The organism is Paenibacillus provencensis (assembly GCF_042678545.1).
GTDB classification, from domain to species: domain Bacteria; phylum Bacillota; class Bacilli; order Paenibacillales; family Paenibacillaceae; genus Paenibacillus; species Paenibacillus provencensis.
Window position 1 is genome coordinate 39,928 of record NZ_JBHTKX010000010.1, and the last position, 23,904, is coordinate 63,831.

Genomic DNA, 23,904 nt, shown 5'->3' on the forward strand with positions numbered 1-23,904 from the left:
GGTGGAATGGTTATTCCTACTCTAGTTGTCTTTTCCTGCACTCACCTTATTTTCATCGTAAAAAGAGGTGGTTCATATCTTGTCCAGCCTGTCTATTAATAAGAAACTGATTGCAATCAGCCTGATCTTTGTCTGTCTGCCTGTGATCATTCTCGGCTCCTATTGGTACAATGCATCGACCCGCACAATTGAAGAGTCCGCCATCGCATCCAACGAACGTATCGTTACTCAGACCAGTGAATACCTGAATTTATATGTATCCAATCTTGAAACTTCAACCTACCCCTTTCTCTCCAATTCGCATATCCAAACACTAATCAATCGTACCAGCATGACCCCTTATGAATACTTGAAGCTATCTGATGCCATCGAAAAAGGACTATTCGCCCAAATGCTCTATGGACGTGATGATCTTGTCGGGCTGTCTGTTCTTGCCAAGAACGGTATGCAGGTCAGCGACTACAGCCGCTCTGAAGAAATGCTCGATATGCGGAGCATCAGGCAGCGTAATCAGCTGCTGCTAGCGGACATGGACCAGATGGACGATTTTCATATGACGGGCATCCGCTACCTCGGTTCAGAGCCAGTGCTGACATTAATCCGAAAAATTTCGAGCAGCAAAAGCTATCTCTACGAGGGACTGCTCGTGGTTGATCTGAATCTGGACCAGATTGCCGGCATTTGCAGCAATGTATCCAGGGAGGACCTTCATCTGTGGATTGCCGATATGCAAAATAACCGTATCCTGTATCATCCGGACAAGGAGCGAATTGGCGATCTCTTACCTGCGTCCCTTGCGAAGAAATTCTCAGCAGAGCCCGCCGGCCTAATACATGAATACGAAGGCAACACCGAAAATATTTTATTATATGAGGAGGCCACTCTCTCCAAATGGGCTGTGGCACTGGAGCAGCCTAAGAATGCCGTCGTGTTCGAGCTCCTTAATTTAAGATCAACAACCGTGTATTTGTTTGTCATCATTATGCTGGTGACGCTACTTGTTATGGGGGGATTCTCCTTACAGATCAGCCGCGCCCTGTCGCTGCTCCAGCATTTCATGAGACGTGTACAATCCGGTGATTTTACTCCCCCTATTACCCGTATGACCAGACGCAAGGATGAGATTGGCGGGCTGTTCCGCAGCTATTCCCATATGGTTGGGGAGCTGAAACGACTCATCGACGAGGTTCAATCCGTCAAGCTCAAAGAGCGCGAGCTGAGCCTGAAGCAGAAGGAATCGGCACTTCACGCGATGCAATCTCAGATCAATCCCCATTTTCTGTACAATACACTTGAAGTGATTAATGCTCATGCCATCCTCGACAACCAAATGGTGATCAGCCGGATGACAACTTCCCTCGCAGATCTGTTCCGCTACAATCTGAAGAATGCGCATCAAATCGTTACGCTTCGGGAGGAGATCGGGCATTTAAAGGCGTATTTGGATATCCAAAAGGCGAGATACCGAAAATTAACAGTCGATATCTGCATTGAGGAGTCTGTAATGGATCAGATTCCACTAGTGCGGCTGACACTGCAGCCGCTCGTTGAGAATGCATTTATCCACGGCTATCAGCACCATCGTCTGCCGCCTACCTATATCGGTCTGACCGGGACAGCGGATACGGACGGCAATTATATATTGCGAATTATGGATCATGGTAAAGGAATGGAAGAGAAGCGAATGGAACTGCTGAATCAGTTCTTCAGTGATGCTGAAGAATCCAGAGTAGAATGGGAACCACTTATTCAATCCAGCGGAATTGGGCTCACTAGTGTTCATGATCGGCTTAGGCTGTCCTTTGGATGTGATTACGGATTAAGCATTCATTCCTCCGGTCCTGCCGGTACCGTGATTGATATTAAGCTTCCACTCCATCTACAGCCAGCCCGTCCATAAAATGAGGAGGGATCTATATGTATAAAGTCATTATTGCGGATGATGAGTACATGATTCATGCCAGTCTTGCGAAGCAGGTGGAGTCCTCCGGGCTCCCCTATCAAGTTGTCGGTGAGGCTGAGGATGGACAGGAAGCACTCCTGCTGTTATCCGAGCAGCCTGATCTTATTGTAACCGACATCTGCATGCCAGCGATGGATGGACTTACGTTCATCGAGCAGGCAAGAGCAGCGAACCCCCATGTTGTGTTCCTGATTATTTCCGGTTACAGTGATTTCGAATATGCCCGGACTGCGCTGCAGCTCGGTGTGGAAGATTACCTAGTAAAGCCGGTAAGCCCCGACAAATTCAAAGCTGCACTCGAATCGATCCTTCGTAAAATCGAATCCCGCAAGCAGCAGCTCCTTCACCAGAAGCAATGGGTCGTTCATCAGCTGGAGCTGCTGAGGGAGCTTGAGAGCAGCATATGGAGACTTGATGAGACGACTGCACATCAAGCGGCAGTCCGCCTTCTAGATCAAGGCTTGCTGCGGGATGCACCTGCTGCACCGCCGAACATGGTCATCGATCAGATCAAATCAGACCTCAACGAGATGCTTAAGACGCGGGGAATCGATGTATCTTATCCTCATTCAAACAAAGAAGCGGCGATTCAGCCGAATTCTGCCGAACCCGAAGCCGCTTTTCTTCATTACGTTACACTTCTCTTAGACCAGGTTAAGCAACATCGCAATTTCAGCTCACGAAATCAGATTTTAAAAGCCATTGCTCATACGCGGAAGCATCTTCATGCAAGCGACCTCTCCGTACAGCAGGCTGCTGATATTGCAGGCATGTCCGTGACCTATTTCAGCAGGCTGTTTAAGGAGGAAACGGGTGTGAGCTATGTACAGTATCTCATTAAGCTGCGAATGGAGGAAGCCAGATCACTGCTTGAGCAGCAAGCCTGCAGCGCATCCGAAGCGTGCGAACGAACAGGCTATATAGATTACCCCCATTTCAGCAAGACGTTCAAACGGCATTATGGCGTCGCCCCAGCCGATTATATGAAGCATCACCGCAGTTTATAACCGGCAGAGAGGAATGGCTCTTGCATGATGCGAACCTACAGAAATAGGCCAACCAGAAGCTCTGGTCGACCTAATCATACAAAAGCCGTCGGAGGCTCTCCTAATATAGAGAGCAATCCAACGACGTTGCTTATACAAATATGCTATTTCTTTTTCTTACGGACAAATGCGGCCATGCCGTTTCCGCCGTTTTTGCCATTCCCTTTACGCTTGCGCTTGCCAGAGCCCTCGCCGCCTTTTGACGGGCTGCCACTTGGTGTCTGAGCTGCTTGTTCACCAATGAACACGCCGCTCTTCGATGTTTTTTTCTTACGGCCTTTACCCTGGCTTGAATGTCCATCCCGTCCGCCTTCTGCCAAGCCGTTAGTTGATCCGCCTGTCGAGCTGTATCCACCTTTGCCGGAGCCAAAGCCGAAGCTCTGCCCTCCGCGTGATTCTGTACCGGATACTCCCTGCTGTCCGCCTCGGCCGCCATTTTTGCCGCGGTTTCCACCGCCGCCCTTGCCCCTGCTGTCTCGTCCGCCTTGATTACCGCCTCGGTTGTCTCTGCCTCCGCGGCCCTCACGGCCTTCACGTCGGGAGCCACCACCGAAGCCGGCACCAGGACCGCGCTCCTGCCGGGGCTTCATGTCTACCATTTCAAAATCAATGGTGTATTCATCCATATTCACCCGTGCAACACGGATCTTCACTTCATCTCCGATACGGAATATTTTCGAGGTCCGCTCGCCAACAAGGATCATATGCTGATCATCAAAATGATAATAGTCATCTGTCAGCATGCTGAGGCGAATGAGACCTTCTACCGTATTCTCAAGCTCAATGAACATACCGAAGCTGGTAACACTGCTGATCATGCCGTCAAACTCTTCTCCAACCTTATCCATCATGTACTGTGCCTTCTTCATCTTCTCTGTGTCACGCTCGGCCTCAACGGCTACACGTTCCCGCTCCGAGGATTGCTGAGCAATGTCAGGCATCCGGCTGGCCAGGTACTCCTGTCTATTCTCTGGAAGCGCACCGCCATTCTCGAACACTTCTCGCATGACACGGTGAATCACAAGATCAGGATAACGACGAATCGGTGACGTAAAGTGGCTGTAGAATTCTGCTGCTAAGCCAAAGTGACCGGACATCTCCGAATCGTACTTTGCCTGCTTCATGGAACGAAGCATCATCGTGCTGATGACCGTCTGTTCCTTCGTGCCTTGGATCTCCTCAAGCAGAGATTGAAGCGCTCTTGGATGAATGGAGTTCCCGCGCCCCTTGACGTGAAATCCAAAGTTTGCAGCGAAGCCCAGGAAGTTCTGCAGCTTCTCCTGATCTGGGTCCTCATGCACACGGTAGATGAACGGCACCTTCAGCCAGTGAAAATGCTCTGCTACGGTTTCATTTGCTGCCAGCATAAATTCCTCAATGATCTGCTCCGCCACCGTGCGCTCTCTCTTGACGATATCAACCGGCTTGCCTTCCTCATCCACGAGAATCTTGCTTTCTTCAAAATCAAAGTCCACCGCGCCCCGTCGCATACGCATCTCACGCAGCTTCATGGCGATTTCCTTCATCAGCTTGAAGTCATCTACCAGCTCACTGTACCGTTCGATCAGCTCAGGGTCTTCTTCCTCCAAAATTTTGTACACATTCTTATATGTCATACGTTCTTTGGTTTTGATAACACTGGTGAAGACTTCGTGGTTCACGACCTTCATCTGTTCATTGAATTCCATCACACAGGACATCGTCAGCCGATCCACTTGGGGATTCAAGCTGCATATGCCGTTGGAGAGACGGTGCGGCAGCATCGGGATAACCCGGTCCACCAAATACACACTGCAGCCCCGGTTATACGCTTCTTGATCTAGCTTGGAATTCTCACGTACATAGTAACCGACATCAGCGATATGAACGCCTAGACGATAATTACCGTTAGGCAGACGCTCCACGTTGACCGCATCATCCAGGTCCTTCGCATCTTCACCGTCGATGGTCACAATATTCAGTCCGCGCAGATCTCTGCGGCCCTGCTTAATAATTTCATCCTCCGTAATGGAGTCAGGCGCCTGTTCTGCCTCTTCGATTACTTCCTCCGGGAATGCTTCAGGCAGCTGATGCTTCCGAATAACAGACAGAATATCGATACCCGGGTCATCTTTATGTCCCAGAATCTCGATGATTTCTCCTTCTGCAGCGGCGCGTCCTTCCGGATAGCTTACAATATTGACGACAACCTTCTGGCCATCTACCGCGTTATTGAAGCTCGTACGCGGGATAAAAATATCGCGGTTGATCCGCTTGTCATCAGGAATCACAAATCCGTATACTTCTTGGCTCTGGAAAACGCCAACGACTTGTACTACGGCACGCTTGACGATACGAATGACTTCACCTTCAAGCCTTCCGCCTTCCGGGCCTTTTGAGGTTACACGAACCAGCACCGTATCCCCATTCATCGCACTCTTCAAATCGTTTGCATGAATATAGACATCCGGATGCTCACGATCCTCGGGGATAAGAAAAGCAAATCCCTTCGCATGAGCCTGCAATCTTCCCTTCACCATCTGCATGCGTCCAGGCACGCCATAACGGTTCGTACGGGTCAGGACGATCCTTCCCTCATCCTCAAGCTGATTGAGAAGCTTCAAGAACGCTTTGAATTCAGCGGCATCTTCAATACCGAAATGCTGCTCCAGCTCTTGATAAGTCATCGGTTTATAGGCCGTTTCCAGCATAAAATCAAGTAATTGTTGTTCAGTTATCATTTAGTTCACCTCTAGGAAACATAAGAGTAGGCCTTTATGTACTTTGTTATTCATTGTTATTGACGGTCGATCTATTTCTCCGTCATAACATACGCCTTGATATCGTTAGTAAAATCTTACCCTAGTATACACGAATTTAATCCAAGAATGGATTTTGTATATATCCAAATAGGGATCTTCCGTCGATAAAGCTCTCAAATCAGGCGAATAGCCCTAGTTACAAAGAAAACCTTCGTTCCTCTGAGGAACGAAGGTTCTATGCGTCAAAGATTGAATTATTCAAATACAGCTACGAGAATCGCAAGGATCATAAACCCTGCTGCGAGACCAACGGTAACCCGTTGCAATACAAGTTCCAATCCGCGTGCTTTGGTTTTGCCAAATAGATGTTCCGCACCGCCGGAGATGGCACCGGAAAGACCCGCACTTTTACCTTGTTGAAGAAGAACGACGACGATTAAACCGATGGCGAAAATAACGAGAAGCAATTTCAAAACGATATCCATAACTTCCACCTCCTATACGAAATGTGCGTAACTCCACGCAGTAAACAATATTTTTATTGTACCATACGCTCTGCACTTATACAATCCGAAAGTCCTTAAGCTTTTACATCAATCGAATGGCCTGAGGTCGGATGCGGAGCACTCTCAGAGAGCATTTGTGCCATCTGTGTACCCATCACTTCCGCTTGACTCTTCGCCATATTCAGCACCTGAATGGATGCTGCCTGCTTAACTGCTGTCATTGACATGACTGTAGACATTGCTGCGATATCCATTACGCACCTCCTTTCTCTCCTCTATATCGGCATCATGGACATTAAACTGCAATCATCAGCATACACTGCGTTTAAGCAAAAAAAGAGCCGCCCGGATGGGCGACTCCTGTAATAAGCTTAGCGCTTATTATTTTTTCAAGTTGTAGAAGGAAGTCAGGCCGTTGTATTGAGCGAGTTCACCCAATTGATCTTCGATGCGAAGAAGTTGGTTGTATTTCGCGATACGGTCCGTACGGGAAGGTGCACCCGTTTTGATTTGGCCAGCGTTTGTTGCAACCGCAATGTCAGCAATAGTGCTGTCTTCGGATTCACCGGAACGGTGGGAGATAACTGCTGTGTAGCCAGCGCGTTTCGCCATTTCGATTGCATCGAATGTTTCAGTAAGTGTACCGATTTGGTTAACTTTGATAAGGATCGAGTTACCGATCTTCTCGTCGATACCTTTAGACAGACGCTCCGTGTTTGTAACGAACAAGTCGTCACCAACGAGTTGGATTTTGTCTCCCAGCTTCTCAGTAAGGAGTTTCCAACCTTCCCAGTCATCCTCGGAGCAGCCATCTTCGATTGTAACGATCGGGTATTTATCAACCCAAGAAGCAAGAAGGTCTACGAACTCAGCGGAAGTAAAGGATTTGCCTTCACCAGCCAGCGTGTATTTACCATCTTTGTAGAATTCAGTAGAAGCTACGTCCATACCAAGAAGAACGTCTTCACCTGGTTTGTAGCCTGCTTTTTCAATAGCTTCCATGATCGCGCCAAGAGCGTCTTCATTGGAAGTGAAGTTAGGAGCGAAACCGCCCTCGTCACCAACAGCTGTATTCAGTCCTTTTGCTTTCAGAACGGATTTCAGGCTGTGGAAGATTTCAGCACCTGTACGAAGAGCTTCCTTGAAGGAAGGAGCACCTACAGGCAGGATCATGAACTCTTGTACGTCAACGTTGTTGTCCGCATGCTCACCGCCGTTAACGATGTTCATCATTGGAACTGGAAGCTGTTTCGCGTTGAATCCGCCAAGGTATACATACAGTGGAAGATCAAGAGCGTCTGCAGCTGCGCGAGCAACTGCCATAGATACAGCAAGAATTGCGTTCGCACCGAATTTACCTTTGTTTGGCGTACCATCTAAAGAGATCATCAGTTTGTCGATACCAAGCTGATCAAGCGCGTCCATACCGATAATTTCTGGAGCGATTTTTTCGTTTACGTTCTTAACTGCGTTCAGAACACCTTTACCAAGGTAACGGTCTTTGTCACCATCGCGAAGCTCAACTGCTTCGTGTGCACCAGTGGAAGCACCGGATGGAACGATTGCGCGTCCGATTGCACCGGACTCTGTATATACTTCAACTTCTACTGTAGGATTACCGCGGGAGTCAAGGACTTCGCGTGCGTATACGTCAGAAATAATTGTCATGAGTAATTACTCTCCTTTATTCTTCGTTTCTTTTTTTGCTATATAGATTGAGCTAAAGTCTAAATCAGTCCTGCTGTAGAATAGATCAGTAGATAACTGTTCGTTTCTTTAGTTCATTCTATCTTGCCAGCATACCTTCTATCATTAAACCCTATACGCGCATAGGATTGCAAATCGGTTCATTTTACAGCTTACTTGCGTCCTGAAATAACAGAATGTCCGGTCATCTCCGCAGGCTGCGGAAGTTCCATCAGATCTAGGATCGTTGGAGCGATATCTGCGAGAATTCCGCCATCACGGAGCTCTACGTTCTCAGACGTCACGATGAACGGAACCGGGTTCGTTGTATGCGCTGTGAACGGTTTGCCATTCTCGTCAAATACCATATCCGCATTACCATGGTCCGCTGTAATCAGTACAACGCCGCCTTTTGCAAGAACAGCCTCTACCACACGGCCCATACATTCATCGGTTGCTTCTACCGCTTTGATCGTCGGCTCAAGCTTACCGGAGTGACCTACCATGTCCGGGTTTGCAAAATTCAGAATGATCGCGTCATGTTTGTCTGCCTCGATCTCCTTCACACAAGCATCCGCTACTTCATAAGCGCTCATCTCAGGCTTCAGGTCATAAGTTGCCACCTTCGGTGAATTGATGAGAATGCGAGTCTCGCCAGGAAGCTCAACATCGCGGCCGCCGCTGAAGAAGAAAGTAACGTGCGGATATTTCTCCGTCTCCGCAATACGAAGCTGTTTCTTGTTGTTCTGTACAAGCACTTCGCCAAGTGTATTATCCAGGTTCTTCGGCGAGTAAGCCACATACCCTTCAACCGTTTCACTAAAGAGTGTGAGACATACAAAGTGAAGTCCCTCAGGGAATTTATCTCCACGATCGAAGCCGCGGAAATCCTGGTTGGTAAACACTTGAGACAGCTGGATTGCACGGTCAGGACGGAAGTTCAGGAATATGACAGAATCGCCGCTTTCCACGAGTCCAACAGGTTGTCCATCTTCCTTAACGATTACCGTTGGTTCAACGAATTCATCGAATACGGATTTCTCGTAGGATTCTTTGACCGCCACCATCGGGTCGGTATATACCGGTCCGTCTCCATACACGATTGCACGGTAGGACTTCTCTACACGTTCCCAGCGTTTGTCGCGGTCCATCGCGTAGTAACGTCCTTGAACAGTTGCGATCTTACCAATGCCCACTTCAGCAATTTTGGCATTCAGCTCCCCAAGGAACTTGATACCGCTGTCCGGGGATACGTCGCGCCCATCGAGGAATGCATGGATGTAAACATCGTGCATATCTTCTTTTTTGGCAAGGTCAAGCATTGCGAACAGGTGATTAATATGGCTGTGAACCCCACCGTCGGACAATAGTCCGTACAGGTGAAGCTTTTTACCCGTGGACTTAGCAGCACGCACTGCACCTAGGAGTGTTTCGTTATCGAAGAACTCGCCTTCGCGAATTGACTTGGAGATCCGGGTAAGATCCTGATATACAATACGGCCTGCGCCAATATTCAAGTGACCTACTTCAGAGTTCCCCATTTGTCCTTCCGGCAGTCCAACCGCTTCACCGCAAGCAGTAAGTGTTGTATGCGGATATTTCGCCATATAACGATCATAATTCGGCTTCTTCGCTTGAGCTACTGCGTTACCCACTTCTGTGTTGCGCAGTCCAAAGCCGTCCATAATAATCAGAGCTACAGGTTTTGGTGCAGTCATCTTACTTCGCCCCCTGAACGAGCGCGATGTAGGATTCAGGCTCCAGGCTTGCTCCGCCTACCAATGCACCGTCAATATCGCTTTGTCCAAGATATTCAGCTACATTAGCTGGCTTCACGCTTCCGCCGTATTGAATAACAACAGCATTCGCTACATCTTCGTTGTACAGACCTTTAATGATGCTGCGGATGTAAGCAATGACTTCGTTCGCATCTTGTGCAGTTGAAGATTTGCCTGTTCCGATCGCCCAGATTGGCTCATAAGCTACGATGACTTGAGCTGCTTGGTCAGCAGCAAGTCCTGCAAAAGCCGCTTCTGTTTGCACTTTGCAAACATCCTTCGTTTGATCTGCTTCACGCTCTTCCAATTTCTCGCCTACACATACGATCGGTGTAAGACCATGACGGAATGCTGCGTGGACTTTCTTGTTCACGGTTTCGTCGGTTTCATTGAAGTACTGACGACGCTCAGAATGTCCGATTACAACGTAATCCACACCCAGATCCTTCAGCATCCCACCGCTGATTTCACCTGTGAATGCGCCATTGTCTTCAAAATGAAGGTTTTGTGCACCAATTTTGATATTCGTGCCTTTAACTGCTTCTACCAGAGCCGGCAGGTTCGTGAAAGGAGCACAAATCACGCTCTCCACGCCTTCTGCTTCGACTTTGCCTTTTACCGCTTCGATAAACGAAGTGGCTTCCGGTACAGTTTTAAACATTTTCCAGTTACCTGCGATGACTTTTGTTCTGCTCACCGTTTATCGCCTCCTCAAATGGGATTCAAATTTATTTATCGTTCAATGCCACAACACCTGGGAGTGCTTTACCTTCCATGAATTCCAGGGAAGCACCACCGCCTGTAGAGATGTGGTCCATTTTGTCAGCAAGATTAAATTTCTCTGCTGCTGCTGCAGAATCGCCGCCACCGATTACAGTGTAGCCTTCTGTTGCTGCACAAGCTTCTGCAACTTGACGAGTACCATGGGAGAATGGCTCAATCTCGAATACGCCCATTGGTCCGTTCCAAACAACCAGCTTGGAGTTCTTAATCACTTCAGCATATTTCGCACGAGTCTTCGGCCCGATATCAATACCTTCCCAATCTGCAGGAATTTCATCGATGTTTACGATCTTCGTTTCTGCATCTGCACTGAATTCTTTCGTAATCACGATATCTTCAGGAAGAAGGAAGTTTTTACCAAGCTTTTTCGCTTTTTCGATGAAGCTTAGAGCAACGTCCATTTTGGATTCATCCAGAAGGGACAGTCCAATTTCATGACCTTGAGCTTTGAAGAATGTGTATGTGAGACCTCCGCCGATCAATACGTTGTCTGCAAGATTCAACAGGTTGTCGATCACATCAATTTTGTCTTTTACTTTTGATCCGCCGATAATGGCTGTGAAAGGACGCTCTGGGTTGGACAATGCTTTACCAAGTACAGACAATTCTTTCTCCATCAATAGGCCGGATACAGCTGGAAGATGATGCGCGATACCTTCTGTGGAAGCATGAGCACGGTGTGCTGCACCGAATGCATCATTCACGAACAGGTCAGCCAGTTCTGCAAATTGTTTTGCCAGTTCTGGATCGTTTTTCTCTTCTCCAGGATAGAAACGGACGTTTTCAAGCACAAGCACGTCACCGTTGTTCAACTTCTCGATTTCTGCTTTAACTGCTTCGCCAACAGCCTCGTCCGCTTTTGCAACCGGTTTGCCAAGCAGCTCGGACAAACGGTTTGCAGCAGGTGTCAAACGAAGAGAATCAACGAACTCACCTTTTGGACGACCCATATGGCTTGCAAGAATCACTTTTGCACCATTCTCAATCAGAAACTTAATTGTTGGCAGTGTTTCACGAATACGAGTATCATCCGTAATCTTTCCATCTTCGAGCGGTACATTAAAATCGACGCGAACAAATACGCGCTTTCCTGTTACTTCTACATCACGTACACTTTTCTTGTTCATCTCCACGTTCCTCCTAAGCGCTATCTACCACAGCCAATCACCGGCATCTTGTGTGCAGTTGCCATCCGGCCTTAAGGTGGACAGCTCATTTTTATTAAACAGCAGCATGATATAAATAATAATCTCTATATAATGTAATCTTCTATATCCGGTATCCCCGGTTCTCTGGCATTAAAGATAAAATCATGGTGAAGAGGAGACCAAAAACCTTGTTCTCCTCTTCACCTTATTTTGAATTCCTATCGTTTGTCTTACAGACCTTTGCTTGCAATGTAAGCAGCGAGGTCTACGACACGGTTGGAGTAGCCCCACTCGTTGTCATACCAAGAAACAACTTTAACCATGTTGTCGCCTACTACCATAGTGGAGAGAGCGTCAATTGTGGAAGAAGCTGGGTCGCTGTTGTAGTCGCTGGATACAAGCGGCTCGTCGGAGTAGTTAAGGATCCCTTTCAGTGGTCCGTTAGCTGCTTCTTTAAGAGCTGCGTTTACTTCGTCTACAGTTACGTTTTTGCCAAGCTCAACAACCAGGTCAGTTACGGATACGTTCTTAGTAGGAACGCGCATTGCCATACCGTTCAGTTTACCTTTCAGCTGTGGCAATACAAGGCTAACAGCCTTAGCTGCACCTGTTGTAGAAGGAATGATGTTCTCAGCTGCTGCACGAGCACGACGAAGGTCTTTGTGCGGCAGGTCAAGTACTTGCTGGTCGTTAGTGTAAGAGTGAACAGTTGTCATCATACCTTTAACGATACCAAAGGACTCGTCAAGAACTTTAGCAAATGGTGCCAAGCAGTTCGTCGTACAAGAAGCGTTAGAGATTACTGTATGGTTAGCTGGGTCGTATTTGTCTTCGTTTACGCCCATAACAACTGTAATATCTTCGTTTGTAGCTGGAGCAGAGATGATTACTTTTTTAGCTCCGCCTTTAAGGTGAGCTTCTGCTTTTTCTTTTGCTGTGAAGATACCTGTGGACTCAACAACGATTTCAACGCCGTTAGCTGCCCAAGGCAGGTTCTCAGGGTTACGCTCAGCAAATACTTTAACTTCTTTGCCGTTAACGATCAGCGCACCTTCTTTAGCTTCTACAGTTGCGTTCAGACGACCATGAGTTGTGTCGTATTTAAGCAAGTGAGCCAAAGTGCTCACGTCTGTCAAATCATTGATTGCTACGATTTCTACATCGCTGTTGTTCAGCGCTGCGCGGAATACGTTACGTCCAATACGTCCAAAACCGTTAATACCTACTTTTACCATGAGTAAGTTCCTCCCAAGTTTTGCTTTAAATTTTTATATATTCAAGACAAGCCTGTTAAGGCCCATCAAGACAACGAATCCATAACTCTATAAATCTTTAACAATTTCAGCTGCTGCCGCTTCATCTATGACTAGAATATCTTCTTGTCCGAAGCGAAGCACCGCCTGTATCGAAGCTGCCTTGCTCTTACCGCCTGCAATAGCGATAACAACCTCGGTACGTCTGATATCCTCTAAGCGCATACCCAGGGTCAGCATCGTATGAACAATCTCGCCCTCGCTATTGAAATAATAGCCGAAGGATTCTGCCACGGCACCCTCATCACGTATTTCAGTGACCGTCTGTGGTGCCAGCTTGCGCCGTTTGGCCATTTCCATCGCACCGCCTATTCCGTGAATCACGATGCGCGCATTACGGATCATATCCAGAATTTCCTGTATGTTGGAGTCTTGTATCAGTGAATCATAGGCATGATTGCTTAATAGATCCGGTACATGCAAGAGCCGATATTGTGCTCCAAGCTTCTTCGCCATCATGGAAGCAATCGTATTCGCCTGAAGCTCCAAGCTCTCTCCAAGACCACCTCGTGCAGGCACGAGCCATACATCTCGCTTGGATGATGATGGGGTTAGATGCTCTGCAATCGCTGCTGTTGTGGAACCGCCCGTTACAGCTACCACATCCTCATCATGCATGACACTCAGCAGTGCTTTCGCTCCGGCGCGCCCCAGCTCTCGCTTAGCATATTCCGAATGCTCAGAATCCCCTGGAACGACAATGACCTTCTGAAGTCCATAAGTTCTTCTGATCTGCTCTTCCATCTCTGATAGTCCAAACAATTCCTTGGCTACAGGTTCAAGCATTTCAAGCAGCTCTTCTCCAGCCTGACTTATTCTCATTCCCACCGTTTCAATCTCAATGAGTCCTTGCGATTTCAGCAGATCCGTCTCTGCTCTGAGTACACGCTCCGTCATATCCATGGCGTTCGCAAGTGTTCTTCTGCCAATCAATTCCGAAATCATGATCTGGCGTAGAATCGTATATCTCTTCTTCATTACGTCCATGAGATCAGGTAGAAGCTGCTTCTGCACTTCTAATATCGTTCGCATGCTATCCACTTCCGCAAGCTCCTTCATTCCGGTCTCTGAGGTGGACTAAAAATGTCCCGGGTTAACTTTTTAAGTCCCACGTTTATTTTAACCAAATCTAACGTGGGATGCAAGGGGTCCAAAAGTATATTTTACAAAGCCGTTTCCCTTTATTCGCTTGTGTAAAATATCACAATTAAAAAAGCGATACCATCGGTTTTCATCCCTTCATCTATAGGTTGTACAAATATGTTCAACATCAAACTCTATCATGGAACTCTCTTGCAAATTTTTTCGCATTCAGATATAATCAATATTACTGTCATAGACAGTTACTTGAATGTGCGCCCGTGGTCCAACGGATATGACGTAGGCCTCCGGAGCCTGAGATCGAGGTTCGATTCCTCGCGGGCGCGCCATTACTATATAGTGGCTTCATATACATTTAACCGATGAAACCGAACAGGTTTCTTTTTTTATCAAATTAGTTTGACTTTCTTTGACTTTTTGTTTGAAATTGTTTATGATGTGGTTAATACGGAAACAGTAAGTATATGTAGATGAAGTTCCTGTTCTCGTGTCTCGTGAACTTAAGACTCTAAATTTTTTTGAGGAGGTTTTTCGCATGAGTTATATTCCTATGGTCGTAGAACAAAGCAATCGCGGTGAACGCGCTTATGACATTTATTCCAGACTGCTGAAAGATCGTATCATTTTCCTTGGCAGTGATGTCAACGATGTCGTCGCTAATTCCATCATTGCTCAAATGCTGTTTCTAGCTGCGGAAGATCCAGAGAAAGACATTCATTTATACATTAACAGCCCTGGCGGTTCCATCACGGCGGGTATGGCAATATATGATACAATGCAATTTATTAAACCCGATGTTTCCACGATCTGTATGGGTATGGCTGCTTCAATGGGTGCCTTCCTGCTTAACGCAGGTGCGAAGGGCAAGCGTTTTGCTCTCCCTAACAGTGAAGTGATGATCCATCAGCCGCTTGGTGGAGCGCAAGGCCAAGCCTCTGATATTGAAATTCGTGCACGCCGTATTCTCAAAATGCGCGATAAGCTGAACCACATCCTAGCTGAACGTACAGGTCAGCCTCTCGAACGCATTGAACGCGACACAGACCGCGATAACTTCATGTCCGCTGAAGAAGCGAAGGCATACGGATTGGTTGACCAAGTTCTTGAGTCTTCCACATCTGCGCAAGGTCTATAAGCTGTAATAACACCAAAATCCTCGTTCCTGATTTGAAGGGACGAGGATTTTATGTTTTTTTGAATACCATTTTTCAGTTTATTTAACACCATTGTGTAAAGCTCTGACATTGCTACTTCAGCTCATACCGTACTGTCAGCTGAGTAGACAACTTAATTTCTCCACTCTCAATTGCTGTGTTTGCACTGTCTTCGGCTTTACTAGTTGACTGCAATTCCAGCGACTCTCTGTGATAAGTAATGGGTTCGTCCAGACTTCCCTGGCTGACGCTGAGCACGATACCCAGCTGACGCTGAGCCGCATTCGCTATCGCTCCAGCTTTAAGCTTCGCATTCGCCATGGCCTTATCAATAACTTGTGTTTCAAACGCTTCGGTATCCTCTATCGAGAACACAACATTATCGATCTGATTCGCACCCGCATTTGTTGCAGCATCCAGCAGCTCGCCGACTTTCTCAAGATTACGGTAAGACACTTTGAGCGTATGATAAGCAGTGTAGCCTTTAATTTTCTGTCCATCCTTCTCGCTGTAAGTATAATTGGGCTGTACATAGAATTGATTGGTCTGAATATCCTTGCTGTCCACTTTCCAGGTATTCTTCAGCAGTGTATTAATCTTTTGAATTTTGGCTGCGTTCGCTTTTTGCGCTGCTGCAGCGGTATCCGCTTCTGATGATGCTCCAATCGACAAATAGGCAATATCCGGCTTAACTGCTATTTCACCTTTCCCTGTGACCGAAATGAAGTTCTGCATCGCTGCTGCCTCCTGGGCTAATGCTGTTCCCCCTGCAGACCAGCTCCATCCTCCAATTAATAGTGCTCCAGCGATGGCTGCGGCAGCGAAAGGTTTAATCCATTTCTTGTTCCCCACTTCATCTAACCTCCTTCAATTTGCAATCTATACCATTGGACGCAGTCCCTTAAAAAAAAGTTTCAATATGTACAAGCATGTCCAAAATACAAAAAAGCCCCGATTTTTCGTAATGTCATTAAGGCTAGGCTCTAGCTTAATGATATTGCGATTTCTCGGAGCTTTCTCTCTGTATTTTGGCGTTATAAAAAAGATGGTGAATTATTGGTTCTCCAGCTCTTCTTTGCTTACGAGACTTACTAAAGCGTTTACAGCCTGTTCTGAATCCGCACCCTCTGCACTAATGACTACTTCAGTCCCTGTGCTGATTGCAAGGCTCATAATTCCCATGATGCTCTTTGCATTTACTTTTTTATCATCTTTTTCCACAAAAATCTCAGACGAATACTTATTCGCTTCTTGTACGAATAGTGCGGCTGGTCTGGCATGAAGACCCGTCTTCAAACGGACTACTACCGGGTGCTTTGTCATGGAAACTTACCCCCTCTTCAAAATCTATACAACAATCAATACTTCATAATTATAAACATTATACCATTATAGCATGAATGAAACTAGAAAAAAAAAGAGTTATTGCTTATAACTTTGAGTTCGTAAATAAACCCTTCTCTGTTCTAATTTTTTCGGCCATTTCATCAATTTTGCGCAGGCGATGATTCACACCCGATTTGCTCACTGTCCCTTTTAGTAATTCCCCAACTTCCTTCAAATTAATATCCGGATGGGCAAGCCTTACTTCAGCGACTTCACGAAGCTTATCGGGCAGAGTATCAAGTCCCACTTCCTTATCCAGGAACTTGATGTTCTCAATCTGGCGGACTGCCGCACCAATCGTCTTATTCAAGTTGGCCGTCTCACAGTTCACAATCCGGTTCACTGAATTCCTCATGTCCCGCATAATTCGAACGTCCTCAAATTTGAACAGCGCCTGATGAGCACCGATAATGCTCAGCATTTCAATGATCTTTTCGCCTTCTTTGATGTAAAAAATAAAGCCTTTTTTTCTTTCGATGCAGCGTGCATTCAGATTGAACTCATTCGCAAGATCAACGAGGGCCTGGCAATGCTCTTCATACATGGATGCAATCTCCAGATGATAGGAAGATCCTTCGGGATTGTTCACCGATCCACCAGCCATGAAGGCACCCCGCAAGTAAGCCCGCTTACAGCAGTTCTTACGGATAACCTCTTCCTCTATGCCTGGTGTGAACATAAAGCCTTCCGAAACGATGTGAAGCTCCTTCAAAATTTCCTGAACTCTTGCCGGAATTCGGACGATATATACATTATTCTTTTTGAGCCGCATTTTTTTACGAACCAACAGCTCGGTATGCACTTGAAAGTGTTTTTTGAGCAAAGAATAAATTCGCCTTGCTATCGCGGCATTCTCCGTAGAAACATCCAAAATAACCTTTTTGTTCGAGAGCTGAACCGCTCCAAGCATACGGATGAGTGCTGACAGTTCCGCTTTTTCACAGCAGGGCTCACTTTCGATCATGGTTAGTTCTTTTTTGGTCTGTGCCGCAAACGACAAGGGTCTCACCTCTTTCGAATCATCCAATTTTGAACGAGTGTATAGATATGATGACTGAGCTTATTCGCATCATGTCTAAGATAGGTCCTGTACAATACAAGCCGATCTGCAATACACTCGTTAGACAACTTTAGAATTTCTTCCAGATCCATCTGTACAGGCTTAGCACCTTTCTCTGCATACATCTCCTGTACCGGCTCTGGTATATCTCCATTATTTACAATAACGTAGTCAAACAATCTCGTCCCAATATGCGCATCAATAGCTTTTAGATGATCACTTACTGTATACCCGTCGGTTTCCCCTGGCTGGGTCATCACGTTGCAAATAAAGATCTTCGCTGCCTGGGAAGCAACCACAGCTTCTGCCAATTTGGGAACGAGCAGATTGGGCAGTATACTGGTGTAAAGGCTGCCAGGACCCATAATAATGGCATCCGCTTGTTCAATAGCTGCAACAGCCTCTGGCAACGGCTCCACGTGGTCCGGTTCAAGGAATACACGTTTAATCCGGCCGCCATGTTCAGGGATCTGTGACTCACCGGTTACGATTGTGCCATCTTCCATTTCTGCGTGCAGGACGACTGCCTCACCAGCAGCGGGAAGCACCTGTCCTCGTACTGCAAAGACGCGGCTGATCTCTCGGACTGCTGTTACGAAATCGCCCGTAATATCTGTCATGCCTGCCAGGATAAGATTGCCAAGACTATGTCCTGCTAAACCATTACTTCCACTGAAACGATAATTAAGCAATTCTGACATCAGCGGTTCCACATCAGCAAGTGCTGTGAGTACATTACGGATATCGCCGGGAGGCGGCATTTGCAGCTCATCGCGCAATATGCCTGAGCTCCCCCCGTCGTCAGCTACCGTAACGATTGCCGTGATATCAAGCGGCTTATTCTTTAACCCCCGCAGCATAACAGACAGCCCCGTACCCCCGCCCATTACGACGATATGCGGACGTTTCATTTGTTCAACAGCCACTTTCATCACTTCACCTTCTATAAGAAGTTGCTCAAGTTAAGCTATTTATCACCTAGGCGAATCAATTTCATAATACCTTTAGCTGCTTCAATCAAGGGTATATATAGATCAAAATGATTTTATTTGTCTATATATAGTTTCAAATCACCTTTAAATTTATTTATGAAATTGATTCAGGCAAGAGCGGATTATACATCATAAACCTCCGCAATGGCTATTATTAGGATAAACTTTTACACAATATGCTCACCATTGATTCTTTCGGTCAGCCTGTAGAATGGTCATGTTCTGTCCCTTAAGGTGAATTGTGCCTACCTGCAACTTGTCTGTACTAAATCTCGTAATTCTGACGCATTAATGACGATCTCGATCCGCATCTCGATGAGTTACAGATACAGATTCCGTCTCGCTGGCGCCAAGCATCTTGCCAAGGTATTCAGAAATGGCAACCGAGCGGTGCTTGCCGCCTGTGCAGCCAATCCCAATAATGACTTGACTCTTCCCTTCCTTCCGGTATTGCGGAATAAGAAAATGCAGCATATCCAGCAGCTTTGTTAAAAAGGACTGCGTCTCTGGCCATTTCATAACATATTCATAGACATCACTGTTCTGTCCAGTATTTGGACGCAGATGCTCCACGTAATGAGGGTTCGGCAAGAACCGTACATCAAATACAAGATCAGCATCAATTGGAATTCCGTATTTGAATCCGAACGACGTTACATTGACCGAAAGCATATTCGCCTCAAGATGTGAGAAGCGGGAAATGATGCGCTCCTTCAGCTGAGCAGGCTTCATATTACTGGTATCGATGACCTGGTTAGCTGAATTTTTGAGCTCCTCCAGCATCTTGCGCTCCAGTCTTATCCCGTCAAGCGGCATACCATCAGGTGCAAGCGGATGACGGCGTCTGCTCTCCTTATAACGCTGTACTAATACTCCATCTTGTGCATCCAGGAACATGATCTCACAATGGATTGTGAAGTGATCCTTGATGTAGTTTAAAGATTCGGACAATGCCGTAAAAAATTCACGTCCCCGTAAATCAATGACGAGCGCCACTTTAGAGATCTTCCCGTTTGACTGTACAATGAGCTCCGCAAACTTAGGAATGAGCACCGGAGGCAGGTTATCGACACAGAAGAAGCCCAGATCTTCAAGACTTTGCACTGCAATCGTCTTCCCTGCTCCTGACATCCCTGTAATGATAATAAGGGTTGCTCCTCCTGCTGGTGAATTTTCACCTTCTGACATGAATATCCCCCCTATCAATTTCAGTTCGTCCAGTATGATTTCTTGTATGGATTAAGATCGAATCAACAATCCTGCGGCTCCGACGATTCCTGCATCATTACCAAGTGTGGCCGGTACAATAGATACCCCTTCTTGCAGAGGTTCAGGCGTGTAACTCGCAAATACGCTGCGTACTTCGTCGAACAGGATGTTTCCTGCCTTCGATACACCGCCACCGATAATATATGCTTGCGGATTCAGTACAGCTGTCACTGCAGCCAGGGATTTACCCAGATAGAAAGCTGCACGATGAACAATGCGAAGAGCTACCTCATCTCCTGCTTTGGCTGCATCGAACACGTCCTTCGCCATAATTACCGGGACTGTACTGAGGCTCGTGTGATCTCCGCGCTCTACAGCATCCTTCGCCATACGAATAATACCCGTTGCGGATGAAACGGTTTCTAAACAGCCCATCTTGCCACAGCCGCATTTAATAGCCTCAAGATCCGGCACAATGCTGACATGACCAAGCTCTCCGGCCATACCCGAGAAGCCTTGATAGATCTTGCCATTAATAATAATTCCACCGCCAACGCCTGTTCCAAGCGTATAGCACACACAATTCTCAACGCCTGCGCCCGCACCCGCCCATGCCTCGCCAAGTGCTGCTACATTCGCGTCATTATCTATTTTGACAGGCTTGCCAAGTCTTTCTTCGAGAATGGAACGAATTGGAACATCTCGAAATCCTACGTTGGGTGCGAGAATAACAATTCCTTCACGCACATTAGTGAATCCGGCAACTCCTGCACCAACTCCTGCAAGCCGGTCCCAACTGTATGGTGACTCCTCTACGATTTGACGGACATACTTTTCGATGTTGTCAATAACAGTATCTACACCTTTGTCCACTTCTGTAGGTCCTTCATAGGTATGTAGAAGTTTTCCTTGCTCGTCGCAGATTCCGACTTTGATCGCCGTTCCGCCCAAATCCACTCCAACGTAGATATTTTCAGACATTGCTAGCAAGCCACCTTTATCATCTGTAATATTTATTCTTACGTTATCACTATAATTGAAGGAACAAAGTCGGTCAAGACGAAGAAAGTGCTAAAACACTTGACAAAAAACGACCTGTAACAAAAAATTCTTGGATGCTCTCTGCAGAATTTTAGCTGAAAAGCCGTGCATAAAATCAGCCGCGCACAATAGGATCGTGCCCGGCTGGTCATTTGAAGCTTATATTCATTATGGATTAAGTGTCTCGCTCCAGTCATGTGTCATGCTGCCTTCCAAAAACTTCTCACAGTCCATAGCGGCCATACAGCCTGAGCCCGCTGCCGTAATTGCTTGGCGATACTTCGTATCTTGAACGTCGCCGCAAGCAAACACCCCTGGAATATTCGTTTCCGTTGTGCCTGGATTAACCGCAATGTAACCTCCGGCATCCAGTGTAATCTGCTCTTTCAAGAACTCCGTATTTGGACGATGTCCAATCGCGACAAACACGCCGGAAGCTTCAATCAACTCTTCCTCGCCCGTCTCATTGTTCTGAACCTTGAGACCTTTGACCCCTGACTCCTCCACAACGACCTCAAGCGGAGTCCGATTAAGAGCCCAATCCACTTTTTCATTCCCACGTGCACGGTCCTGCATAATTTTTGAAGCGCGGAGCTCCTCGCGGCGGTGAACGACGGTTACGCTGGAGGCAAAGCGAGTCAAGAAGTTTGCTTCCTCCATCGCTGAATCTCCTCCGCCAATAACGACAATTTTCTTGCTTCGGAAGAAGAAACCATCACAAGTCGCGCAGGTGCTAACACCGCGGCCTACATTTTCTTTTTCCCCTGGAATACCCAAATACTTGGCAGAAGCACCTGTCGAGATAATAACTGCATCGGCTGTTATTTCCTCCCGACCTTCCACTTTGATCCGGAATGGACGAACAGACAAGTCGATGTCGTCCACCCAGCCGCTCTTAAACTCTGCCCCAAAGCGTTCAGCCTGCTTACGCATGTTATCCATCAGCTCGGGACCTAGAATACCTTCGGGAAAGCCCGGAAAGTTCTCTACCTCTGTTGTGGTTGTCAATTGTCCTCCCGGCTCAAGACCCTCGATTACGAGTGGATTCATACTCGCACGAGCCAAATATATGGCTGAAGTCAGGCCTGCTGGTCCTGTTCCAATAATAACCGATCTATAGTGAGACATACTAATACCTCCCTAGCGTTTATTGTGGAATGCTACGATTTCTTCTCCTTCAGAGCTTGAAAGATGTGTTCCATACGATGCTGAATATCACATACACGATCAATTTGTTTCACGTATCTGCTTACAGTTGATGCTGAAATCCCGTATCTTTGAGCCAGTTCTGAATACGTTATTCCCTTAGACACATACTTCATCGTCAAATATTCCAGGGCAGCTGACCACCCTTCCACATGCTGAATGGTTGGCATGTCAGGAGACACTCTCATCAGATAGTCTGCCCATAAATATTGAACACCTTCACGCAAATGCTCAGATCGTTTGTGCATCTCCTCAAGTGCCATGTCTAAGACTGCCTGCTGCTGATCATCCAGTACGGGTGAAGGCTCCTGCCCCTGCTCGCTCCGGCCAAAAAGGTATTGTGTCAGTACCGGTGTGCCTTGACCGTAAGGATTCGCTGAGGATTCAGAAGCTCCAGTATCCACATCAGATTCGTTCAGATCTCCAATCTCACGTAGTACAGAGAGCGCCATTTGCTTCAGTTCCAGACTCTGTTCCTCCTCCAAAAAAGAGGTAAGGGCCTGCTGAACCTCATAGTCCCCGATAATCTGAAGCGCCCGAATCACATTAGCCTTCGTCGGATCATCGCCGCGATGAAGAGCCCAGAAGAAAGAAGAACGAATTAAAGGATCTTTTTTGATATCTTCAGGCACATGGCTTCCATACTTCTCCCACAAACGAAACTGCTCTTCAAACGGTAAGTGATAGTGATAGCTTACAGGACCCACTCTTTGATCCATTTTTCTCGAATGAAGCTGGTCCAAATAAAACTTCGGCACCTCTGAGTCCGGATCCAGCTTGCTGACCATCTGCCACAGACGATTCGCCGTATCATACTTTTCCGTATTGCAAGCAGCGACGGCCGTATAATGCACGAGCGAAGGATCATTCGCTGCTTCCCCGCTCCTTAGCAGCCGGCGGAAATGCATATAGGCAGCTTCGTGCTGACCCATTATCCCCATCGTAGTGCCCAGCTTAAATACATGCTCTTGTTCAAACGGAACCAAGGTCAAGAGCTGCTTCAAGAGAAGTGCAACTTGCTCTTCGTCTCCATCATTCTGATAAAAAATCGCCAGATTGCACAGCGCATGCAAATTGCCGGGCTCCTGCTCAAGCAGATCATATATCGTTTGCTTGGCTTTTGGGAATCGTCCCATATAATAATAAGCCAGAGCTAGATTGTTGCGCGCGGATACAAAATCGGGATGCTCGGAAGCAATGCTCTCCAGCATTTCTGCTGCCTGTGCAAACTTGCCTTCCTCCAGCAAACTGCGTGCAACATCATGCTCTGCAACACCTTCTCTTGCTTTAATCCTTTTTACATGAAGCTTGCGTTTGAGTTCGTGAGATAGAAGCTCTATCATTTCTTCTGCTTCTTCGAGAAAGTGCCCTTGCTCATCCTCCTCCAAATAGGTCACCAGTGCTTCCTCTGCAGATTCAAACTGCTCCATGTTGGCATAGTTATTGGCCATATAGAAGTAGCATTCTGTCATTCCAGAATCAACGTGCTTCATGATATGTTCCAATACTTCATTCGAGCCGGCATAATCACCCATCTCTGATAATATACCCGCCATATTAAAATGATTCACCGGATTGTCCGGTTCATATTCAACAGCTTTGCGAAAATATTTAAGCGCCTTGTCATAATGATTGCGATCCAGCTCGCGGACGGCTCTTTCAAAGAAGAAAGAAGCATCGAGATGAACCTGTATAACATTATTAGAAGAGCTGTCAGTCCGCTGTGGCTTGCTTTTCATATGTGCCAAGGCACCTCCCTATAACATACAATTTCATACTCTCCAGTATAAC

General features: G+C 46.8%; 20 protein-coding genes and 1 tRNA gene. 4 read left to right on the forward strand and 17 right to left on the reverse strand.

The features are described 5' to 3' along the window. Positions 1-79 precede the first annotated feature (79 nt). Together ACFQ3J_RS25400 and ACFQ3J_RS25405 are read left to right on the forward strand one after the other, a co-directional pair. The gene (locus ACFQ3J_RS25400; RefSeq protein WP_251584674.1) at positions 80-1,900 is read left to right on the forward strand and encodes a cache domain-containing sensor histidine kinase; all 1,821 of its coding nucleotides are present in this window, start codon (positions 80-82) and stop codon (positions 1,898-1,900) included. 17 nt (positions 1,901-1,917) lie between these two features. Then, positions 1,918-2,970: a response regulator gene (locus ACFQ3J_RS25405; protein ID WP_251584672.1), complete on the forward strand. Its 1,053-nt coding sequence runs from the start codon at positions 1,918-1,920 to the stop codon at positions 2,968-2,970. 143 nt (positions 2,971-3,113) lie between these two features. Here ACFQ3J_RS25405 and rnr read toward each other — a convergent pair whose 3' ends face one another. The 9 genes from rnr to ACFQ3J_RS25450 all read right to left on the reverse strand — a co-directional run bounded on the left by rnr (position 3,114) and on the right by ACFQ3J_RS25450 (position 13,996). Continuing rightward, complete coding sequence (rnr, locus tag ACFQ3J_RS25410; RefSeq protein WP_251584670.1) at positions 3,114-5,729, reverse strand: ribonuclease R; 2,616 nt, start codon at positions 5,727-5,729, stop codon at positions 3,114-3,116. A gap of 275 nt (positions 5,730-6,004) precedes the next feature. Next, entirely contained in the window at positions 6,005-6,235 is a 231-nt protein-coding gene (gene secG / locus ACFQ3J_RS25415) for a preprotein translocase subunit SecG (protein ID WP_091161659.1), read from the reverse strand. 95 nt (positions 6,236-6,330) lie between these two features. Further along, positions 6,331-6,510, reverse strand: a complete 180-nt coding sequence (locus ACFQ3J_RS25420) for a YjfB family protein (protein WP_091161661.1) — start codon at positions 6,508-6,510, stop codon at positions 6,331-6,333. Positions 6,511-6,637: 127 nt separating this feature from the next. Continuing rightward, positions 6,638-7,924 carry a phosphopyruvate hydratase gene (gene eno, locus ACFQ3J_RS25425; protein WP_091161662.1) on the reverse strand — a complete coding sequence of 429 codons (1,287 nt, stop codon included), beginning with the start codon at positions 7,922-7,924 and terminating at the stop codon, positions 6,638-6,640. A gap of 191 nt (positions 7,925-8,115) precedes the next feature. Then, positions 8,116-9,660: a 2,3-bisphosphoglycerate-independent phosphoglycerate mutase gene (gpmI, locus tag ACFQ3J_RS25430; protein ID WP_091161664.1), complete on the reverse strand. Its 1,545-nt coding sequence runs from the start codon at positions 9,658-9,660 to the stop codon at positions 8,116-8,118. A 1-nt stretch (position 9,661) separates the two neighbouring features. Further along, entirely contained in the window at positions 9,662-10,417 is a 756-nt protein-coding gene (tpiA, locus tag ACFQ3J_RS25435; protein WP_091161665.1) for a triose-phosphate isomerase, read from the reverse strand. A gap of 31 nt (positions 10,418-10,448) precedes the next feature. Further along, complete coding sequence (locus ACFQ3J_RS25440; protein ID WP_091161667.1) at positions 10,449-11,630, reverse strand: phosphoglycerate kinase; 1,182 nt, start codon at positions 11,628-11,630, stop codon at positions 10,449-10,451. Between the two features lie 251 nt (positions 11,631-11,881). Next, positions 11,882-12,886, reverse strand: a complete 1,005-nt coding sequence (gene gap, locus ACFQ3J_RS25445; RefSeq protein ID WP_091161669.1) for a type I glyceraldehyde-3-phosphate dehydrogenase — start codon at positions 12,884-12,886, stop codon at positions 11,882-11,884. An 87-nt stretch (positions 12,887-12,973) separates the two neighbouring features. Then, a complete protein-coding gene (locus ACFQ3J_RS25450) occupies positions 12,974-13,996 on the reverse strand; it encodes a sugar-binding transcriptional regulator (RefSeq protein ID WP_091161711.1) in 1,023 nt (340 codons plus the stop codon). Positions 13,997-14,319: 323 nt separating this feature from the next. On the opposite strand from ACFQ3J_RS25450, the gene ACFQ3J_RS25455 reads away from it, so the two are divergent. Together ACFQ3J_RS25455 and clpP are read left to right on the forward strand one after the other, a co-directional pair. Continuing rightward, positions 14,320-14,394: transfer RNA gene (locus ACFQ3J_RS25455), tRNA-Arg, on the forward strand. Between the two features lie 206 nt (positions 14,395-14,600). Continuing rightward, the gene (clpP, locus tag ACFQ3J_RS25460) at positions 14,601-15,200 is read left to right on the forward strand and encodes an ATP-dependent Clp endopeptidase proteolytic subunit ClpP (RefSeq protein WP_091161670.1); all 600 of its coding nucleotides are present in this window, start codon (positions 14,601-14,603) and stop codon (positions 15,198-15,200) included. 112 nt (positions 15,201-15,312) lie between these two features. On the opposite strand, the gene ACFQ3J_RS25465 is transcribed toward clpP, so the two are convergent. The 8 genes from ACFQ3J_RS25465 to ACFQ3J_RS25500 form a co-directional block, all read right to left on the reverse strand. Beyond that, positions 15,313-16,071, reverse strand: a complete 759-nt coding sequence (locus ACFQ3J_RS25465) for an SIMPL domain-containing protein (protein ID WP_251584668.1) — start codon at positions 16,069-16,071, stop codon at positions 15,313-15,315. 201 nt (positions 16,072-16,272) lie between these two features. After that, positions 16,273-16,542 carry an HPr family phosphocarrier protein gene (locus tag ACFQ3J_RS25470; RefSeq protein WP_047913898.1) on the reverse strand — a complete coding sequence of 90 codons (270 nt, stop codon included), beginning with the start codon at positions 16,540-16,542 and terminating at the stop codon, positions 16,273-16,275. A gap of 106 nt (positions 16,543-16,648) precedes the next feature. After that, positions 16,649-17,605 carry a DNA-binding protein WhiA gene (gene whiA / locus ACFQ3J_RS25475; RefSeq protein ID WP_091161673.1) on the reverse strand — a complete coding sequence of 319 codons (957 nt, stop codon included), beginning with the start codon at positions 17,603-17,605 and terminating at the stop codon, positions 16,649-16,651. Between the two features lie 5 nt (positions 17,606-17,610). Next, complete coding sequence (locus ACFQ3J_RS25480; RefSeq protein ID WP_251584666.1) at positions 17,611-18,597, reverse strand: gluconeogenesis factor YvcK family protein; 987 nt, start codon at positions 18,595-18,597, stop codon at positions 17,611-17,613. A 348-nt stretch (positions 18,598-18,945) separates the two neighbouring features. Continuing rightward, on the reverse strand, positions 18,946-19,845 hold the full coding sequence (rapZ, locus tag ACFQ3J_RS25485; RefSeq protein WP_091161676.1) for an RNase adapter RapZ: 900 nt from the start codon (positions 19,843-19,845) through the stop codon (positions 18,946-18,948). Positions 19,846-19,896: 51 nt separating this feature from the next. Beyond that, on the reverse strand, positions 19,897-20,847 hold the full coding sequence (locus ACFQ3J_RS25490; protein ID WP_091161677.1) for an ROK family glucokinase: 951 nt from the start codon (positions 20,845-20,847) through the stop codon (positions 19,897-19,899). 228 nt (positions 20,848-21,075) lie between these two features. Further along, entirely contained in the window at positions 21,076-22,035 is a 960-nt protein-coding gene (gene trxB, locus ACFQ3J_RS25495) for a thioredoxin-disulfide reductase (RefSeq protein WP_091161679.1), read from the reverse strand. A gap of 32 nt (positions 22,036-22,067) precedes the next feature. Further along, positions 22,068-23,852, reverse strand: a complete 1,785-nt coding sequence (locus ACFQ3J_RS25500) for a tetratricopeptide repeat protein (protein WP_251584664.1) — start codon at positions 23,850-23,852, stop codon at positions 22,068-22,070. Positions 23,853-23,904: the final 52 nt, after the last annotated feature.

Coding starts and splice junctions, on each gene's coding strand:
- ACFQ3J_RS25405 (WP_251584672.1), top strand. CDS start 1,918: ATGTATAAAGTCATTATTGCGGATGATGAGTACATGATTCATGCCAGT.
- rnr (WP_251584670.1), bottom strand. CDS start 5,729: ATGATAACTGAACAACAATTACTTGATTTTATGCTGGAAACGGCCTAT.
- secG (WP_091161659.1), bottom strand. CDS start 6,235: ATGGATATCGTTTTGAAATTGCTTCTCGTTATTTTCGCCATCGGTTTA.
- ACFQ3J_RS25420 (WP_091161661.1), bottom strand. CDS start 6,510: ATGGATATCGCAGCAATGTCTACAGTCATGTCAATGACAGCAGTTAAG.
- eno (WP_091161662.1), bottom strand. CDS start 7,924: ATGACAATTATTTCTGACGTATACGCACGCGAAGTCCTTGACTCCCGC.
- gpmI (WP_091161664.1), bottom strand. CDS start 9,660: ATGACTGCACCAAAACCTGTAGCTCTGATTATTATGGACGGCTTTGGA.
- ACFQ3J_RS25440 (WP_091161667.1), bottom strand. CDS start 11,630: ATGAACAAGAAAAGTGTACGTGATGTAGAAGTAACAGGAAAGCGCGTA.
- gap (WP_091161669.1), bottom strand. CDS start 12,886: ATGGTAAAAGTAGGTATTAACGGTTTTGGACGTATTGGACGTAACGTA.
- ACFQ3J_RS25450 (WP_091161711.1), bottom strand. CDS start 13,996: ATGCGAACGATATTAGAAGTGCAGAAGCAGCTTCTACCTGATCTCATG.
- clpP (WP_091161670.1), top strand. CDS start 14,601: ATGAGTTATATTCCTATGGTCGTAGAACAAAGCAATCGCGGTGAACGC.
- ACFQ3J_RS25470 (WP_047913898.1), bottom strand. CDS start 16,542: ATGACAAAGCACCCGGTAGTAGTCCGTTTGAAGACGGGTCTTCATGCC.
- ACFQ3J_RS25480 (WP_251584666.1), bottom strand. CDS start 18,597: ATGAAAGTGGCTGTTGAACAAATGAAACGTCCGCATATCGTCGTAATG.
- rapZ (WP_091161676.1), bottom strand. CDS start 19,845: ATGTCAGAAGGTGAAAATTCACCAGCAGGAGGAGCAACCCTTATTATC.
- ACFQ3J_RS25490 (WP_091161677.1), bottom strand. CDS start 20,847: ATGTCTGAAAATATCTACGTTGGAGTGGATTTGGGCGGAACGGCGATC.
- trxB (WP_091161679.1), bottom strand. CDS start 22,035: ATGTCTCACTATAGATCGGTTATTATTGGAACAGGACCAGCAGGCCTG.
- ACFQ3J_RS25500 (WP_251584664.1), bottom strand. CDS start 23,852: ATGAAAAGCAAGCCACAGCGGACTGACAGCTCTTCTAATAATGTTATA.